This is a genomic window from uncultured Mycobacterium sp. (genome assembly GCF_964249325.1).
Lineage (GTDB): Bacteria > Actinomycetota > Actinomycetes > Mycobacteriales > Mycobacteriaceae > Mycobacterium.
In genome coordinates this window covers 40,594-56,617 of record NZ_CAXUCH010000001.1, presented here as the reverse complement: position 1 = coordinate 56,617, position 16,024 = coordinate 40,594, and the positions used below count along the sequence as shown (strand labels likewise).

Below are 16,024 nucleotides of genomic sequence, written 5' to 3'. Positions count from 1 at the left end.
GCGGCAAGGTAGGCCGGGATCGCGATGATCAATGCAATCACCGCGGCCAGCACCCGCCACGTGCAGAGACGCTGCCGCAACCATGCCCAGCTGGCCCACGCCGCGGTCGCCCACGCGAACACCATCACCAGGCCGGCGTTATGGGCGGAGATCGTTTCGGGCAGCATCGACACCGCACCGAAGACCACAGCCGCCGGTATGACCGATGCGAGCGCGCCCAGCGTCCAGCTTTGCTTGCGGCTCAGCGACGCCGGGGGTGGGGCATGCCGCCGGCGCAGATGGCGGCGTACCGCCGAACCCGATCCCAAAAACAGTGTGGCCTTGTACATGCCGTGGCCGACCAAGTGGAAGATCGACGCGGCGAAAAGCCCTAACCCGCAGGTCATGATCATGAATCCCATTTGGCCCATGGTGGAGTGCGCCAACGCACCTTTGATGTCGGGCTTGGTCAACATCAGCACCGTCGCGTAAACCGCGGTGGCCGCCCCGAGGATAAACGCGGCGTGCATCACGGCGGTGGACGATCCGACAATGCTTCCGCTGCGCAGCAACAGGATCGCTCCGGCATTGACCACACCGGCGTGCAGCAACGCCGACACCGGGGTGGGAGCCGCCAAGGTGGCCGGCAACCAGCGATGGAACGGCAGTTGCGCTGAGCGCGACGCAGCGGCTAACAGCAACAACGCCGCGACCGCGGCCGTCTGCCACCAGCCCGTTGCTGTCAGCCGCGAAAGATGACCGGCACGAAGATCCCCATCGCCCCAATCGATTACGATCACCGTCACCGCCACCCACAGCGCCAGATCACCGACCGCGAAAGCGCGGGCCGTGCGTCGCAGCCCGTCACGAGCGGTGGGCAGCTCGGCGTAGAGGCCCAGCAGCACACACAGCGCGCAACCGGCCACCGTCCAGCCCAGCGCGAGCACCACCATGCTGGCGGCGCTCACCAAAATCGCGGTTGCGCTGGTCAATACCGCGGTCGCGGCGAAGAAACGCTCAGCGCGCCGATCACCCCACAGATACCGCCGGGCAAACAGCTGAACCACCGCGCTGATCGTGCACACCAGCGGCAGCAGCACCGCGACCAATTGATCGGCCTGCAACCCGATGAGCGCGCGTCCGTTGCCGTCGGCCACAACCCACGCCGCTGAGCCGCCCACCGCGACCAGCGCTCCCAGACCGAATCCCCCGGCGGCGGCCAGCCCGGCTGCTGCGGGACCCCAAACACGTCCCGGAATCCCTACCAGCCGCCCCACGGCGGCGAACACCATGGGCGTCACGATCAGCATCCCCAGCAGTACACCCATCGCACACCTTTCTTAAAATCCCTGCCGCACAAGGGTCGGCGACTTGGTTCTGTCGTACCGTGCGTCCGAACACTACCGGAAATATGTATCGTGTATCAAGTTACATGTTCTGTATTTCTGATGTAGCGTGTCGCTTGCAAGTCGCGAGACATTAGCCATGGGAGGTCGTCGTGATCGATCAGCGCAGCGTCGGACAAACCGTGCGGGCTCATACCCCTTATGCCGGGGCTCTGGTGGTGATGGGCACCATGCACGGAAAGGAAAAGCAAGTGGCGCAAGCTTTCCAGGACGTGCTGGGTGCTCGCGTCGTTGCGCCGCGAGGTCTGGACACCGACCAATTCGGCACCTTCACCGGCGACGTTGACCGCCGGCTCAGCCCGATCGAAACCGCGCGCGCCAAGGCGCGACTGGCGATGACGTCGACCGGCTGCAGCTACGGAATAGCCAGCGAGGCTACCTACAGCACGCAGTACGCGGTGCTAGCTGTGCACGAAGAGATCTTGCTGTTCATCGACGACGTCCTAGACATCGAAGTCGTCGAGGGCGTGAACACTCCCGGTGCGCCCGGATCACCCCAGACGGTGCGTAGCGCGAGCGAGGCCGTGGACGCCGCGCGCACTTTTGGGTTTCCCGAACAGGGCGCGGCAGTTAAAACTATGGTCTGCGGCAACATACGCGTATTCGGCAAAGGCCTCACCGATAGCGGCGCCCTAGCGGGTACCGTTGAAGCCGCCTTGCATGCCTCGGATACGGGCGAGGCATGCGTCGAACCAGATCTGCGCGCCCACCACAACCCCAGCCGCCGCGAGGTTCTCACACGGCTCGCCGATCGCCTCGCCCACCGATTGGCCACACGGTGCCCTGCATGCGCATCGCCTGGCTACGGAAAGGTCGCCGTCAGCACCGGACTGCCATGCGCCGCCTGCGGTTTTCCGACCAGCCTGATTGCCGCCGACATCCACGGCTGCCCGGCCTGCGAATACCGCCGCAGCATCCCGCGGGCGTGCGCCACCGCCGAACCGCGCTGGTGCGAGAATTGCAACCCCTAGTCTGCGGGCGCTGGCCTCAGCGGGCTTCGCCAGATAGCGCAACCTCGCCCACGTCACCAAACACCCTGCACAGGCGGGCCCGGCCATCCTGGGCGACCATCACACACACCACAGCGCAACGGCCAGTTTGCACACGTTCGGCCAGCAACGGCGAATAATCCAACAACGCCGACGCCGCCTTTTGCACACGTCGCGTTTCCAGTTCGTCTGGACTGGCCACCCCATTGCCGCTAGCCGCATGAACCGGCGGTAGGATCTGACCCCAAATAGCTTGCAGCCCAGGACTATCGAGGCAATAGGCGCCGGGGTCGTCAGCAATGGCGCGCATCGCACCACACCCGTCATGGCCGAGAACCACCACCAGCGGAGCGCCCAACCCGGCGACGGCGTATTCCACCGACGCCACCACTGCCGCACCCACCACATGACCCCACGTAGAGACGGTAAATAGCGCACCAGCCGCTTGACCGAACACGCTAGCGGTATCCAGCCCCGCATCCGCGCATGTGAACATTGCCGCCGCGGGCGGGTCCTCAACCTGATCAAGGCCGTCCGCCGTTCGGTAACCGGCGGCGAACCTGCCGTTCCCATGGCGCAGAAGCTGCCAGGCTTGCAATGGGGTTGACATATCACACCGGCCTTTCTGTGCAACAGCGAGCCGGCGGCCCGCGTCCAGGTAACCAAATTATACGCAGCACATTACATGAATTGAGTTACATAACTCAAGGTACATCAGCACCGGGAACAACATTCGTCCACTGTTCAGTCGACCCAGTCTCACGGCCAGCACAACTTCGCCGTTGAAATGCTCACCGCAGCGGCAGACTACCCGGGCGCAACGAACCGCCCCCGTGAGTCCAGAGACTCCGTTTGTTGGGCAGGATGCAGTCAGGTCGAGGGAACAGTCGCCGGGGAAGCCGACCGGCCGTAGGTGCAGCCCGCAGAAAACCCGGTACATCCTGGCCGCTGGAACCGCAGGTGTGGCGTGGGAACCGCTCTGTACCAACAGGTTCGACCTGGATGCACTGCTGCATCCCGCTCTGGTGAGTCGAGAATCCACCGCCACCGCGCCCAAGCAGCTGTGGGTCGTCGATCTGACCGTCCTGGCGACCTGAGAAGGTGCTCGTCACCATCGAAACAGCCCGCTGATCAAGTGGAAAAGTGTTGATAGCGTTGTGATGTCACTCCGATGCCGAATCGCAAATCACATCGATCCGATACAGCGAACGCTTCGCCGGGATCGGCGCCGTACCCTCGGTCGGGGCCATCGGTTAAAGCTTCGATAACGCCCTCGCGACGCTGGCTGGGACTGCCACAACACCAGCCGCCTGCACGGCTATCTCGACGTACCTCCAGCAGAGTTTGCGGCCTCCACTTATTGAATTTCGACCAGGGGATGGTCGTGAGGTGTGTATGTCAGAACACCGCGAGCTTCGCTATGGATTCGATCGACCGTTGCGGCCCGACTGGCGCGATCTGGCCTGCGTGCTCAGCGCCCTGGTGGCCATCCCGGCCAGCGAGCAGTGGAAGTGGCCGAGGCGCTGCCGTTTCCAGCTTGAGTAGCCGTTCAGCGACCCGGAGAAAACCGCCCGGCCTGTCGCTGGTCGGTATGGTAAACCGCGTCGCGGTACGACTGAGTCGTCTGGCGCCGCATGCTGCTGTGTTCACAGCGGCAGTCTGGCTCGTTCTCGAAGCCTTCGTTGTGGAACGCGGTGCTGGTCGCGCCGACCGTGCTGCTTGTCACCAAGCCGCGAAAGACGCTGCGCGTTACGCGCCCTATGAGATCGCCGCCGCGCTGCGCTCTGTGCGACGTCCAAGTCATTCGCCCCGCGCGCCGGCCAGATAGATCGTCGAACCACTGACCTGGAATAGCTCCTCGAGCTCGCCGATCGTGTTGCCCTTCGTCGACTGGTGGTCCGCAATGACTACCACCAGCCGCGCACGGTGGTGACCAGCGCGGGTGCGGTGGAGGTGAAAGCTCCCCGGGTCAACGACAAGCGGACGGACCCGGAAACCAGGAAGCGGCAGCGGTTCTCCTCGGCGATCCTGCCCGCATGCGCGCGATGTTCCCCGCAGATCACCGCGGTTCTGCCGCTGCTGTACCTGCACGGCCTGTCCTCGGGCGACTTGGCTCCGGCGCTCATGCAGTTCCTCGGCACAGGCGCGGGCTTGTCGGCGTCATCGATCACCCGGCTGACGACGCAGTGGCAGGACGAGGCCCGCGCCTTCGCCGCCCGCGATCTCTCGGGTGTGGACTACGTCTACCTGTGGGCCGACGGGATTCACCTGGAAATTCGGTTGGAGCAGGAGAATGCCCTTGCTGCTTCCGAAGTCGGCGCATCCGGGCGCGCTGGCGGCGATGAAGGAAATCTACAACGCCGAGGACGCCGACGAGGCGCGGGCGGCGATCATCGCGTTCGAACGAGACTATGGCGCGAAGTTCCCGAAGGCAGTGGCGAAGATCGTCGACGACGCCGACATGCTGACGGCGTTCTACCACTACCCGGCGGAGCATTGGATCCATCTGCGCACGACGAACCCCATCGAATCTACTTTCGGACAGTGCGTTTGAGGAACAAGGTCACCAAGGGGCCGGGCTCGCCGGCACCGGGCTCGCGATGGCGTTCAAGCTGATCGAGGCCGCTGAGGCACGCTGGCGCGCAGTGAACGCGCAACACCTGATGCCCTGGTTCGGGCCGGAGCCGTGTTCGAGAAGGGCAAACTCATCGAACGACCGGTCGATTCGTCACCTACGAAGGAGGCCGCCTGACGCTCGCCCATCCACGAGGATTTGACAATGTCTGGTGTGGCGTCGCGATGAGTTTTGCCCTCCGGTGCAGTCTGATCTGCATGGGCAAACTCATCTATGGCTTCAACGTGTCGGTGGACGGGTACATCGCCGACGCACAAGGCAATATCGACTGGAGCGAACCGAGCGAAGAACTGCACCAGTACTGGAACGACTTCGAGCGGGAGACCGCCCTAGCATTCTACGGGCGGCGGCTCTACGAACTGATGTCCGCGTACTGGCCGACCGCCGACAAGGCCCCGGACGCCACCCCATTGATCGTCGACTTCGCCCACATCTGGCGCGACATGCCCAAGGTCGTGTTCTCGCGCACCCTAGAGGCCGTCGACTGGAACTCCCGCCTGGAACGCGGCGACCCGGTCGAGGTGGTAACGAAGCTGAAAGCCGAAACCGACGGCAGACTGGAGGTGGCCGGCGCGACGCTGGCCGCACCGATCGTGCAGGCCGGACTGGTGGACGAGTACCGGATCGTGCTCACGCCCACCGCCGTGGGCGGCGGCACCCCGTTCTTCCCGACACTGCCGTCATGGATCTCGCTGCGACTGTTGGAGAACCGCACCTTCCCGGGCGGCACGGTCCTGCTGCGCTACGAGGCCAAACACGACTGATCGGACATGCACAGCCAGACGACATGCGCATGCACTACGGGCTACACGACTCGAGCGGCACCCCGTTACTGCTGCTGCACGGCGGCCTGTTCGACATCCACCAGCAGTTCGGCGAACTGCTACCCGGGAAATTCGCAGAACGACCGATCGACCCGCCAACCACCGACGAGGCCGCCTGAAACTCGCTCATCCACAAGTCTTGACAATATCTCCCCCGCCTGCCGTGGACTGAGCTTGGCTGGTTGCCCCGCAGCCGACCCTTGGCCCCGGCGGCGGCCATACCCTCCGGAGTCCGGGCACGGACGTTTCGGCCCTCCAACTGGGCAACCATGCTAAGAGTGGTGAACAGCAATCGGCCGACCGGGTCGGTCGAGATCCTGCAAGGAACCGTCGACGTTGAGTCTTAGCCGGGGAAGCGCACGATGCGCGGTGAGGGGCGGCACGGCGGGCTATTCAGGTTTAGCCAGACACCGAGCGGGTAGGTATCCCCCGCACAAAAGCGCGTGTTGCACTCGGACCCACATCGGTTAGCGAGAAGACCGACGACGCGGAGGGCGCTAGTGACCACCGAAGTCGAGCAGGGCAAAGAACCGATCAGCGCGGTGTTGGCCGGGCCCTATGGGCATCCCTTTCATCCCATCCTGGTAACGGTGCCGATCGGAGCCTGGGTGAGCGGCTCGGTGTTCGACATCGCCTCACACATTGTGGCTGCGCCCGGCTTCCTGGCGCAGGGCTCGGAATGGCTGATCGCGATCGGTATCATCGGCGCGCTGCTAGCGGCGATGATCGGGTTTTTAGATCTGCTGGCCATGCCCACCGGCACCCGGGCGTTTCGGGTAGCGCTGCTGCATATGACGCTTAACGTCGCCATTGTCAGCGCCTATATCGTCAATTTCATCTGGCGCCACAGCAGCTACGGCCAACCCGCCGCGGTCGGGCTAGGACCGCTGGTGCTATCGGCGTGCAGCCTGGCCGTGCTGATGGTGTCGGGATTCTTGGGCGGCATGCTGTCCTACCGCTACGGGGTCCGAGTCGCGCGTGAGGCCGACCAAACCGAAGCTTTCCGCCGCTGACTTCACCACCATCACAGAAAGGACATGATCATGGGTATCGCGGCACTGGTTGTATGGATCCTGACCGCCGGCGGGGGATCTTACCTACTGGCCCAATGGGTCAGCGGCGGCGGCCATCGCCGCGCCAGCGCCACCAGGTTCCCACCCGCACTAATCTTCGGGCATTTTCTCCTCGCGGCGGCCGGACTGGTGCTCTGGATCATCTACCTGATGATGCACAAGCACCCCGTGGGCTGGGCGGCGTTAATTTTGCTGGCATTGGCGGCGGTGGCAGGGTTGACCATGTTCGCGCTATGGGTGCCCAGCTACCGAAGCCGGCGCGCAGGAGTCACCCCCGGCCGCCAGCAGCCGGCCGTAACCGCCGCGGCTCCTGGTGAGCACGCGCCTGAGCGCTCTTTTCCTGTCACCATCGTGGCCGCCCACGGGTTGCTGGCGGTGACCACCCTGGTCCTCGTGGTGCTCAGCATGCTCGGCATCGGTACCGGCTAGAGCCTCTTGAGACCGACGGCTGAGCCGCTGGCGGTCATGGCCTTGACGACGGCCAGCTTCGCTCGGCGCTACGCCCGCTTCGACATCGTTCCCACAGCACCCGCTACCGCATCGGATTACGTTGGCAGAAAAGCCATTCGACGACGAGCGGCGCGAATCGGCAAGGCGCTTACCCGCAAGTCGGACGCGCAACGGTGGTGGATAACGAGAACCCCGGAGCTGCCGACCGGCACGTACGTCGCACCAGAAGCGCATAGTGCGGCTGCAACAAATGGGCGCGGGTCACGGGCGAAGCCGCCCTGGTGGCGTGCTCCTCGACAAATGGACGTAGCCGAATGCGCCTACAGGGTGACCTATGGGACTTGCGGGGCTTTCTAACCTGATGCGTTTAATCGAAATCATCCGGGTTCGCGGGTCCGGCCCTAGAATCGGGATCATGTTCTACCCATAGGAAGTCCCGCAGTGGGTCCGATGATCAACTTGCTGAGCACGACCCGCGAGTCCCCGCTAACCCTTGACGCCTTACGCATGACGACCCTTCATGCGGTCATCGATGAAATCGCCGACTCCGGACACACCGTGGTCAATGACGCTATGGCCGGTGCAGTAGTCGACCACCGTGCACTCCCGTATCGGCTCGCACCCGGGCCACCCACGTTCACCGTGCTCACCAACGACAGCGTCGTTGTCAACCTCGATTCTCTGCTAGCCGACAACAGGTTTGGGATGCCCGTCGGTCGAAGCAATTGGGATCCGTGTGCAATCTAAGCCCCTAAACCGCAGCCATCTCATCGATGCGATTTGCTGATGAGCCATGCTGATCAGCACGGAAATCAAAGTCGGCCATACCCGGCTCAAGACGATCCGTCCCGGTCACCGGCCGAGCGAATAGCCGCTGAGGTTTTTGTCTATCTGATGCGCCGCAACCGCGTCCCTTACTACAGCATCGCCACTCAGTGCCGCACCCGCTTGATCACTCATCACGCATTCGAGGGTCCAAAACAGGAGATACTGCGCCATTTCGAGCTGGCTCCGCCATTTTGGCCCCTGACAGTCAATCGCGATAGCGCGCCGCTAGCAGGCTACGGCGTGAATCAGGAAGCAGTCTGCATTCGATATAAGCAACACATCCCCACGATCAACGGCCGCTGCGACGACAACGCCGTCGAACGAACCGATTTCGCGCCGGGCTGCCTAGAGGTGATGCGGCGTGCCGACCTCAACAACCCCGCATTTGTCTGTGAACACCTCTCCCCCACAGACGCAATTGAGATTGTCAGTCAATACCTCATCGACGCCGCCATCTCACTCACCGAAGGACGCGGCCCACTAGTCGTCGAAGTACCCAACGACCCAGTCCGCCTGTCGCCCAATTAGTCTTACTAGCCGGTAGGCTCGGGTCCCGGCGCTCGTCCGCGCTCGCCACACGCTTCGGACAGGAGCCGAACCGACGAACCAGACAGTCGCACCACTTCACCGCCAAGCGCGACATCCGTCAGGTACATGTGCAGCACAGAACACTGCCGCGACCCGACCGCTTACACAACAAGAGCTGCTCACAAAGCCGAACTAAGCGCTGAGTGCACCATAGGCCGCACAGCATTCCCGCAGGGTGAGTTGTTCATCGAGGCGTTTCGCGTGCTTGCGCCCGCGGCGTTTCACCGGCAGCGATGGTATCCGATCGGGCTTGGCCCTCGTGCCAGGTGCGCGTTTTCGTTCAATTGTCCAGGTTTCGTGGTACCAACGATGGCGGTAGTGACACCGGGCACCTTGAGGGTGAAAGTCAAAGCTGCTGCGATCGCTTCGCTGAGCGCACCTTGCAGGAAGAGGTAGTCGAGCAAAGCCAGCCGGCGGGCGTAGTCGTCGGCATAGCCGCGACGGTCCCAGTAGCTGTCGAGGTGGCTGTTGTCTTCGCCTCGGCCGATACGCCAAGCGGCGTTTGCGACGGGTCACTTGGCGATAACGCTAATGTCGCGTTCGACGCACAGGGGTACGGTCAGGTCGATCGCTTCTTGGTCGGCAATGTTGATTGAGTTTTGAAGGAGTTCAACGGCGTCGGTGTCGACAGCCGTCCGTGCCGCTGAACCGTCAGCTGAGTAGCCGACGAGCCGTGTCTTGCCGGATTGCTTGGCTGCCTGCAACACATCCAATACTTCTTGTCGCACAACAACGTTGCTGGTGCCGACGATAACTGCACGGCGTCTAGACGGTCGGTGCGCAGCCGCCGAACGCTTTTCCCCCAGTACGGGAACGTGATCCACGACGAGAACTGGCAAGAGGTAGCCTGCGATGGGACGTCGGTCAGCGTCAGACCTGCCGAATGGCCTCAGGCGCAAGCACATCGAAAGCAACGGATCCTTCGTATTCCTCGTCTCAGACAATCTCACAGGCAAGCAACTCGGAATGATCTTTGCCGGCTGGGGCCCGCACCGAGCGCCGGCAGCATCTAACGGGCAAGCGGCGCACTGCAGTGCGGAATGCGGGCACTGGGCAGGTTTTAATGTGCACCATCAACAATTCCGCAGTCTCTATAGCACTCCGACCCAACTACGGCCACGGCGTCACCCGCTCGGGACACACTGATGGGATTCGCTTTAGCGCAGCGGTGCCCATGACGAGCTGACCCAAGTCGGGGGGATAGCCGATGCAGTGGAGGGGCCGCACGGGTGGCCGGCGCAATACCGCTTGTCGGCGTATTGGTCGCCGGAAGTCGTTGCAGAAGAGTAATTGCGCGAGGCCGACCGGTGCGATCGTTACGGCCCAATTGCCGAAGGACCGGGGCGTGGCCGAGATGCGCGGTGCGGGTATGTTGCATAGATGCCGTCAACGCCCCGCCCCGTTGTGCTGGCCACTCTCGCCCTGCGGCGCAGGCTCAAGCGGCTCGCCGACCTGCTGGTGCCGCCCGAAATCGCGATGCTGGATCTTGGTGAGGGCGTCGCCGGCGTTCAGGTTGCCGCGGCCATCGCCGAACTCGGGATCGCCGACCTGCTCGCCGGTGGGGCGATGACCGCGCCGCAGATCGCCGCCCGCATCGGCTCCGATCCAGACACCACCCATCGCCTGCTGCGCGGGGCGGTCAGTTGCGGGCTCTGCAATATGAACCAACGAACCGGAGCGGTAAAGCTGACCCGCACCGGGGCGGTGTTGCGCAGCGACCATCCCGCTTCGCTGCGGGCCTGGGCGCGCTACAAGGGGCTGCGGTCGACGGTCGAGGCCTGGTGTGGCCTGACCGCCAGCGTGCGCAGCGGCCACAGCGCGTTCGCGACCGTGCACGGCATGTCGGTTTGGGAGTGGTTCGCCGCGCACCCCGACGAGGAACGCCTGTTCGCGTCGACGATGCGCCAGGCCACCGAGATCAGCGCCCGCGCCATCGCGCGGGCGTACCCGTGGCCGGACGGTGCCGTGGTGTGCGACGTGGCCGGCGGAACCGGCAGGCTGCTGTCGGCGATCGTGGAGTCGCGCGCGAACTTGCGTGGGGTATTGGTCGACGTTGCGGGCGTGATCGCCGAGGCTGAACCATTCCTCGCCGACCGCGGTCTTGCCGACCGCATCGATCGTGTCGAGGGCGACATCTTCGGCACCATCGACGCCATCGCCGACGTGTACCTGCTCAAAGACGTGCTGCACGACTGGGACGACGAACGCTGCGGCAAGATCCTGACCGCGGTGGCGGCCAGCATGCCCAGCGGCAGCAGGCTAGTTGTGGTCGAGATCATCCAGCCGCCCAATCGTCCGAATCCGTTTACACCGCTTCTCGACCTGCACACGCTGACCCAGAGGGACGGCGGCCGGCTGCGCTCGGTGGCCGAACTGTCGGCCCTGCTCACCGCCGCCGGCCTGCGGCCCACCGGCCGGGTGGTCTCGGTTGTGCCGCACGACCTCATCGAGGCAGAAAAGACTTGACTCAAGTCTTTTGGGCTGGGGTCGGCTGCAGTCGGTGCGCCCTGGTGTACGGCTCATCCGGCTCGGGCGGCGTTGTCGCGGCGCCGGCCGCGTGGCGGTGCCGAACGCGCAAGGCGGACGAGACGATGCGGCGCAGGACCTCGGCGCGGTCGGGCCAGGGCGGACGCGTTGGGCGCTTAAGTTGGCGTAACCGTCCCGCGCGCACCAGAGTGTGACCGCCACGGTGAACGCCTCGCTGCCGGTATCGGCCGCCGGGTCGAGGCAGGCGGAGACCGCCTGCACGAGGAGCTCGAAAGCAGCCGTGGACGCCGGGCTGCCCAACGTTGCGGCAGCCAAATCCGGCGCGTCTGGGCGAAATAACATCGCATAGCGCTACCGTGACTGTCGCACAATGTCTTTGGCAGAATGCCGAACCGAGTGCTAACCGCGCGGCGTCAACCCCCGAGCCTCACCCCACGCAGGGCTGTCGACGAACCAATTGTCGTACTGGGCCTGCGCCGACTCGAGCTCGGAGCGATCGATTCTCCCGTTGAAGATGTCATCGAGTAGACGAAAGTACCCGAAGCGCTGCACCCCAGGTGTGAGCACCGTGTACAGGTGCGCTTCGCTGTCAGGGCTGGCTGCGAATGCGTGATGAACCAGAGGCGGGACCACGGCGGTGTCGCCCGCCGTCAATATGTCCACGCAATCCCCGGTGAGGATTTCGATCTGACCGGAGACGATGAAGAACAGTTCCGACGAACGGGTGTGGTAATGGGGGGCAGCGCCGTCAGCGCCTGTGGAAAGGGAGATATCCAGGACGCTCAACCCCCGCCGGTCGCATCGGAATCCACGACTAATCCAGTCGAGGCACCCGATGCGGTGCGCAGGACCTCTCGCTCGTCGCTTCTAACGACGGGAACGACGTCCGGAGTGAACTGCTCAAGTGCCATCAGCAGAACCTTTCGATTGAAAGACACTTCGGCGCAACGGGTTAGTCGACCACGGTATTCCTGCCGCATTGCCCGATGACAATCACCGAACACAAGCAGCCTCACTGAACCCAGGTGGTGAAGCCAATTCGTACCCTCACACCGGGGCACTTCAAGTTGACACGTGTAAGAGGTCATATAGGTCTCCCCAGTGACGGTCAGGAGATTAGAAGGTCGGGACGCCTAGTTCGGCGCCGAGATGCGCGGTCGGGTCCACCATGCTGGCTCCATGGAGTGCTTCCATAGCCCCGTTTTGCCGGGTCATGGTCAATGGTTGTCCGACCACCGGAACACTGCGAGGCAGGCAGCTAAACCGCCGATACTCCAAGCTGTCAGCACAAGGAAAATGTGCCAGTGTTCCCAGCTGCCGGCTGGCTCGAACGCGACCATTTTCGATGGCAACAACACCGAGCGAAAGCCTTGGGCCATCCACTTGACCGGAAAGATAGAGCCAACCGTCAACATCCACGGCGGTAACACCATAAGCGGCACGTACGTGCCCGACACAAATTGTAAGCCCACCGCTGGGCCGTTGGTGACGACGGCTGCCGACACCGCGTTACTTGCTAGATTGCTGATGAATATCCCTATCAGCGAACAACTCACGATTCCCAAAAGGAATACCCACGTCAGCGTAAGCCATCCGAAAACCGTTGTGGGTAGGTGAAGTTCGAAGAAAACCACCCCGACCGACAGAATAACGATGGCCTCGGCAAGACTCGCGATGGCAACCAGCATAATTTTTCCGATGAAATACGACGATGCGGTCGTTGGCGTTCCACGCAGCCGCTTCAAGGCGCCCGTGTCGCGGTCGGCGGCAATGCTGATGCCAAGGTTGATAAATGATGTCGAGAGAATCCCATAAGCCAGGATGCTGGCCGCGATCACCGAGCCGGTGCTGATATCGCTATGAGGCAGTTTCGTTGAGAAGATCGAACCCAACAAGATGCAAATAACAGCCGGCATGGAAAACGTCAGAGCCAACTGCTCCGGTCGCCGGTAAAACATCTTCAACTCAGGGACGACTCGCGACAAGCCGATACGCAGCGGAGATGGGAGCGGTGACTGCGACTCAGTGGCACGGTGTCGCGGGGGTGAAGCACTCTGCAGCTGGTGGACGCCCATCATGCCAGGCCGATCAAATGCAGATAAGCGTCTTCGAGCGTTGGCCGAGTTACGGTCAGCTCAGCCAGTTCTCCCCCATGCCTGGACCGCTGCCTGATCAGATCAGTCGGGCGGTCTGTCTTTTCCACGTGGACCGTATCTCCCTCGCTCCACCGGACCGTCGCAGCCGAGCTGACGTATCCGATCAATTTAGTCGGCGAGTTGACTGCCACCACTTTGCCGCCGGCGATGACTGCGACACGGTTGGCCAGCGTCGCGGCTTCATCGAGGTAGTGGGTGGTCAGCAGGATCGTGGTGCCATCGCCGGCCAACAGCCTGATGAGGTCCCAGAACTGAAGTCTGGCTTCTGGATCGAACCCGGTTGTCGGTTCATCGAGAAAGAGCAATCTAGGCATGTTAATGACGCCGAGAGCGACGTCGAGCCGCCGGCGCTGTCCCCCTGATAGCGTCCTTACTTTCGAACTGCAAACCGAGCCAAGACCGACGAGATCAAGGACGTCCGGCGGAACTCGCGCCGTCCCATAGCACTTCGCGAACATCTTCACGGTTTCCGACACTGTCAGCATCCCGGCGTCGCTGACTTCTTGCAGCACGATGCCGATCTTGGCGCGCCAGCTCCTGCCAGCGGTTTCGGGATCTTCGCCCAGCACACGCACGTATCCAGAGTCGCGTTTTCGGTGACCCTCGAGGATTTCTATGGTCGTCGACTTACCCGCCCCGTTGGGCCCTAGGATCGCAAAAATCTCGCCATAGCCGACGTCGAGATCCAAATCTCGCACCGCGTGTAACTGCCCGTAGGTCTTTGACAAACCTCGGACGTGCACCGCAGATGATCGATCTGTGCGCGTCACTGCCATCGCCCAACCGTTCTGCGCTGGCAGTCAATCGGTAGCGAGCCGTGACGGTCGTGGGCGTGCGGCGCGGAATTCACAAGTGCGCCTCTCCTGTTTCCTGCTCAGGAGATTGTCCCTCAAGTTCGGCCAGTACTTTCCGTAGATCGGCCTCCGACAACTGTTCGAGCAGTCGGTCGACATCGTCGTCAGCTGGGATGGGCTCTGATCGCTGTTCGGTGACCGCGGGCGGATTGTCGGCAGCTAATTGAAGCTCAGCGAGTATGCGAACGGCCAGCGAATTGACGCTGACGCCTCTGAGTAGTTCTAGCAGCGGTAGATCAACCCCGAAAACCGAGTTGATCCTGAGCCTGAAATCCATCGCCATCATCGAGTCCAAGCCGATGTCGTCGAGGGCGTCGTCGGATCCGATGTCGCTAACAGCGAGCTCGAAGACCGCGGCAACGATTTGGCGAACATGGGTTGCGACCACGTCGAGCCTGTCGGCTTCCGGGCACCCGGAGAGGAAATCGAGGATCGATAATCCCGATTGGTCGTGATCGGGCGAAGTCTCGGCTGTTCCCAGTTCGCAGAACATCGGTGGCAGTTGTCCGCCGAGCCCGACCCGACGCGCCTGCATCCAGTCGGCGCTGATAGCCATAACATTGGGAGTTTTTTGGTTGATGAGCCGATCGAGGATTCGGGTGCCCGCTGCGGGCGTGATGAGCTCGATTCCTCGCTGCGCGTACATTTTCTCCAGCTTGAGTTCTTCGACCATTCCCACCGACCAGGGGCCCCATCCGATAGTGAGAGCTGGCAGCCCCTCGGCCTGTCTGTGGTGCGCGAAGGCGTCGAGGAATGCGTTAGCGGCGGCATAGTTGCCTTGACCGGGCGACGCGATGACCGACCCGGCAGACCCGAACATGACAAAAAACTCTAGGTCGTGCTCTTTGAAAGTATGGTGCAGCACACGAGTACCGATGGTTTTAGGAGCCATTACTTTGGTGAAGTCGGATTCGGTCATATTCACCAGAAGTTTGTCGTCGACAGCCCCTGCGGCGTGGATGATCCCGCGTACCGGTCGGCCCCCTTTTCGAAGGTGTTCATCCAGCCAGATTTTCACCTGCTCGGCGTCGGTGATATCGACGCTGGCGGTGGTTACTCGAGCACCGAGATGTTCGATCTTTTGGATCGCCTCGATCATCACATGGTGCGGGTGGTCTGCAGCCAGCGACGACCAGCGGTGTCGTGGTGGGATCTCGCTCCGGCTCAGCAATGCGATGTGCCGTGCCCCGCGTTCTGCGAGAAATGTGGCCACGATGCGGCCCAGGGCTCCGGCTCCACCGGTGACAACGTAGGTCGCGTCAGGCGTGAGTTTCGTTGGGAAGGCTGGCGTTAGGCTGGCGCACCGGCGAAGACGTGGGACGAACGTTGTGCGGCCGCGGATGGCGATCTGATCCTCGGGGTGATTAGTGAGAATGTGCTCGCAGATACGTGCAGCGGTCTCAGCGCGGTCGTCGGCTTGGTCGATGTCGATCAGTCCGCCCCATTGGTTGACGAATTCCTGGTGGCCAATCACTCGACCGAGTCCCCAAATGGCTGCCTGTTCGACGCCAAGTGCTTGGGTTCCGGGCGCCGGTTGCGCATTGGCGGTGATCAAGTAAAGACGGGACGGGACGGTGTCGTGGGCTGCGACGGCTTTGACGAGATGAAGGACCGTGAGGCACTCTGTCTGGTGATTCGTTTCGGCGGCGTCTGCACCCGCGTGCTGCTCATCTTGGGCTGGCCCTGAGCAGAGTGGTTGGTCATCGGGTTGGGCGCAGATGTAGGTCACTGCCTGGTCGACTGTAGCCAGTCAGT

At 62.8% G+C, this 16,024-nt stretch carries 16 protein-coding genes and 3 pseudogenes; 11 read left to right on the top strand and 8 right to left on the bottom strand.

The features are described 5' to 3' along the window. A partial coding sequence (locus ACFE99_RS00285) for a proton-conducting transporter membrane subunit (protein ID WP_375481300.1) occupies positions 1-1,307 on the bottom strand: 1,307 nt, incomplete at its 3' end. A gap of 170 nt (positions 1,308-1,477) precedes the next feature. Here ACFE99_RS00285 and ACFE99_RS00280 point away from each other — a divergent pair. Then, positions 1,478-2,356, top strand: a complete 879-nt coding sequence (locus ACFE99_RS00280) for a DUF6671 family protein (RefSeq protein ID WP_375481298.1) — start codon at positions 1,478-1,480, stop codon at positions 2,354-2,356. Positions 2,357-2,372: 16 nt separating this feature from the next. On the opposite strand, the gene ACFE99_RS00275 is transcribed toward ACFE99_RS00280, so the two are convergent. Beyond that, positions 2,373-2,984, bottom strand: coding sequence for a carbonic anhydrase (locus tag ACFE99_RS00275; RefSeq protein ID WP_375481296.1), 612 nt, complete (start codon positions 2,982-2,984; stop codon positions 2,373-2,375). 352 nt (positions 2,985-3,336) lie between these two features. Between ACFE99_RS00275 and ACFE99_RS00270 the strand changes: the two genes are divergently transcribed. The 5 genes and pseudogenes from ACFE99_RS00270 to ACFE99_RS00250 all read left to right on the top strand — a co-directional run bounded on the left by ACFE99_RS00270 (position 3,337) and on the right by ACFE99_RS00250 (position 5,952). Continuing rightward, positions 3,337-3,471, top strand: a complete 135-nt coding sequence (locus ACFE99_RS00270; protein ID WP_375481294.1) for a hypothetical protein — start codon at positions 3,337-3,339, stop codon at positions 3,469-3,471. Positions 3,472-3,769: 298 nt separating this feature from the next. Next, positions 3,770-3,919 carry a hypothetical protein gene (locus ACFE99_RS00265; protein ID WP_375481292.1) on the top strand — a complete coding sequence of 50 codons (150 nt, stop codon included), beginning with the start codon at positions 3,770-3,772 and terminating at the stop codon, positions 3,917-3,919. 339 nt (positions 3,920-4,258) lie between these two features. Continuing rightward, positions 4,259-5,126: pseudogene (locus ACFE99_RS00260) on the top strand (transposase); the annotation flags it as partial. An 80-nt stretch (positions 5,127-5,206) separates the two neighbouring features. Next, a complete protein-coding gene (locus ACFE99_RS00255) occupies positions 5,207-5,773 on the top strand; it encodes a dihydrofolate reductase family protein (protein WP_375481290.1) in 567 nt (188 codons plus the stop codon). 23 nt (positions 5,774-5,796) lie between these two features. Then, on the top strand, positions 5,797-5,952 hold the full coding sequence (locus ACFE99_RS00250; protein ID WP_375481288.1) for a hypothetical protein: 156 nt from the start codon (positions 5,797-5,799) through the stop codon (positions 5,950-5,952). A gap of 86 nt (positions 5,953-6,038) precedes the next feature. On the opposite strand, the pseudogene ACFE99_RS00245 reads toward ACFE99_RS00250, so the two are convergent. Beyond that, positions 6,039-6,149 (bottom strand): annotated as a pseudogene (locus tag ACFE99_RS00245) (recombinase family protein); the annotation flags it as partial. A 184-nt stretch (positions 6,150-6,333) separates the two neighbouring features. On the opposite strand from ACFE99_RS00245, the gene ACFE99_RS00240 reads away from it, so the two are divergent. From ACFE99_RS00240 to ACFE99_RS00225, 4 genes are all read left to right on the top strand, one after another. Next, positions 6,334-6,846 carry a DUF2231 domain-containing protein gene (locus ACFE99_RS00240; protein ID WP_375481286.1) on the top strand — a complete coding sequence of 171 codons (513 nt, stop codon included), beginning with the start codon at positions 6,334-6,336 and terminating at the stop codon, positions 6,844-6,846. 30 nt (positions 6,847-6,876) lie between these two features. Further along, entirely contained in the window at positions 6,877-7,335 is a 459-nt protein-coding gene (locus ACFE99_RS00235) for a hypothetical protein (protein ID WP_375481283.1), read from the top strand. Positions 7,336-7,863: 528 nt separating this feature from the next. Continuing rightward, positions 7,864-8,103 carry a hypothetical protein gene (locus ACFE99_RS00230; protein ID WP_375481281.1) on the top strand — a complete coding sequence of 80 codons (240 nt, stop codon included), beginning with the start codon at positions 7,864-7,866 and terminating at the stop codon, positions 8,101-8,103. A 39-nt stretch (positions 8,104-8,142) separates the two neighbouring features. Then, positions 8,143-8,712, top strand: coding sequence for a hypothetical protein (locus ACFE99_RS00225; protein WP_375481279.1), 570 nt, complete (start codon positions 8,143-8,145; stop codon positions 8,710-8,712). A gap of 572 nt (positions 8,713-9,284) precedes the next feature. Here the strand turns inward: ACFE99_RS00225 and ACFE99_RS00220 are convergent. Beyond that, on the bottom strand, positions 9,285-9,596 hold the full coding sequence (locus tag ACFE99_RS00220) for a hypothetical protein (RefSeq protein ID WP_375481277.1): 312 nt from the start codon (positions 9,594-9,596) through the stop codon (positions 9,285-9,287). A 556-nt stretch (positions 9,597-10,152) separates the two neighbouring features. Here ACFE99_RS00220 and ACFE99_RS00215 point away from each other — a divergent pair. Then, complete coding sequence (locus ACFE99_RS00215; RefSeq protein ID WP_375481275.1) at positions 10,153-11,238, top strand: methyltransferase; 1,086 nt, start codon at positions 10,153-10,155, stop codon at positions 11,236-11,238. Between the two features lie 420 nt (positions 11,239-11,658). On the opposite strand, the pseudogene ACFE99_RS00210 reads toward ACFE99_RS00215, so the two are convergent. The 4 genes and pseudogenes from ACFE99_RS00210 to ACFE99_RS00195 all read right to left on the bottom strand — a co-directional run bounded on the left by ACFE99_RS00210 (position 11,659) and on the right by ACFE99_RS00195 (position 15,998). Continuing rightward, positions 11,659-12,170 (bottom strand): annotated as a pseudogene (locus ACFE99_RS00210) (cupin domain-containing protein). Positions 12,171-12,476: 306 nt separating this feature from the next. Continuing rightward, positions 12,477-13,217 (bottom strand): ABC transporter permease, encoded by a 741-nt coding sequence (locus ACFE99_RS00205; protein WP_375481365.1) that lies wholly within the window; start codon positions 13,215-13,217, stop codon positions 12,477-12,479. Between the two features lie 116 nt (positions 13,218-13,333). Beyond that, positions 13,334-14,191, bottom strand: coding sequence for an ABC transporter ATP-binding protein (locus ACFE99_RS00200; protein ID WP_375481273.1), 858 nt, complete (start codon positions 14,189-14,191; stop codon positions 13,334-13,336). Between the two features lie 70 nt (positions 14,192-14,261). Next, entirely contained in the window at positions 14,262-15,998 is a 1,737-nt protein-coding gene (locus ACFE99_RS00195; protein ID WP_375481271.1) for a beta-ketoacyl reductase, read from the bottom strand. Between the last annotated feature and the right edge of the window lie 26 nt (positions 15,999-16,024).

What these genes read in the sequence shown, in the direction of transcription:
- ACFE99_RS00275 (WP_375481296.1), bottom strand. Translation starts at nt 2,984, where the DNA reads ATGTCAACCCCATTGCAAGCCTGGCAGCTTCTGCGCCATGGGAACGGC.
- ACFE99_RS00230 (WP_375481281.1), top strand. Translation starts at nt 7,864, where the DNA reads ATGACGACCCTTCATGCGGTCATCGATGAAATCGCCGACTCCGGACAC.
- ACFE99_RS00265 (WP_375481292.1), top strand. Translation starts at nt 3,770, where the DNA reads ATGTCAGAACACCGCGAGCTTCGCTATGGATTCGATCGACCGTTGCGG.
- ACFE99_RS00250 (WP_375481288.1), top strand. Translation starts at nt 5,797, where the DNA reads ATGCGCATGCACTACGGGCTACACGACTCGAGCGGCACCCCGTTACTG.
- ACFE99_RS00200 (WP_375481273.1), bottom strand. Translation starts at nt 14,191, where the DNA reads ATGGCAGTGACGCGCACAGATCGATCATCTGCGGTGCACGTCCGAGGT.
- ACFE99_RS00205 (WP_375481365.1), bottom strand. Translation starts at nt 13,217, where the DNA reads ATGTTTTACCGGCGACCGGAGCAGTTGGCTCTGACGTTTTCCATGCCG.
- ACFE99_RS00235 (WP_375481283.1), top strand. Translation starts at nt 6,877, where the DNA reads ATGGGTATCGCGGCACTGGTTGTATGGATCCTGACCGCCGGCGGGGGA.
- ACFE99_RS00215 (WP_375481275.1), top strand. Translation starts at nt 10,153, where the DNA reads ATGCCGTCAACGCCCCGCCCCGTTGTGCTGGCCACTCTCGCCCTGCGG.
- ACFE99_RS00255 (WP_375481290.1), top strand. Translation starts at nt 5,207, where the DNA reads ATGGGCAAACTCATCTATGGCTTCAACGTGTCGGTGGACGGGTACATC.
- ACFE99_RS00225 (WP_375481279.1), top strand. Translation starts at nt 8,143, where the DNA reads ATGAGCCATGCTGATCAGCACGGAAATCAAAGTCGGCCATACCCGGCT.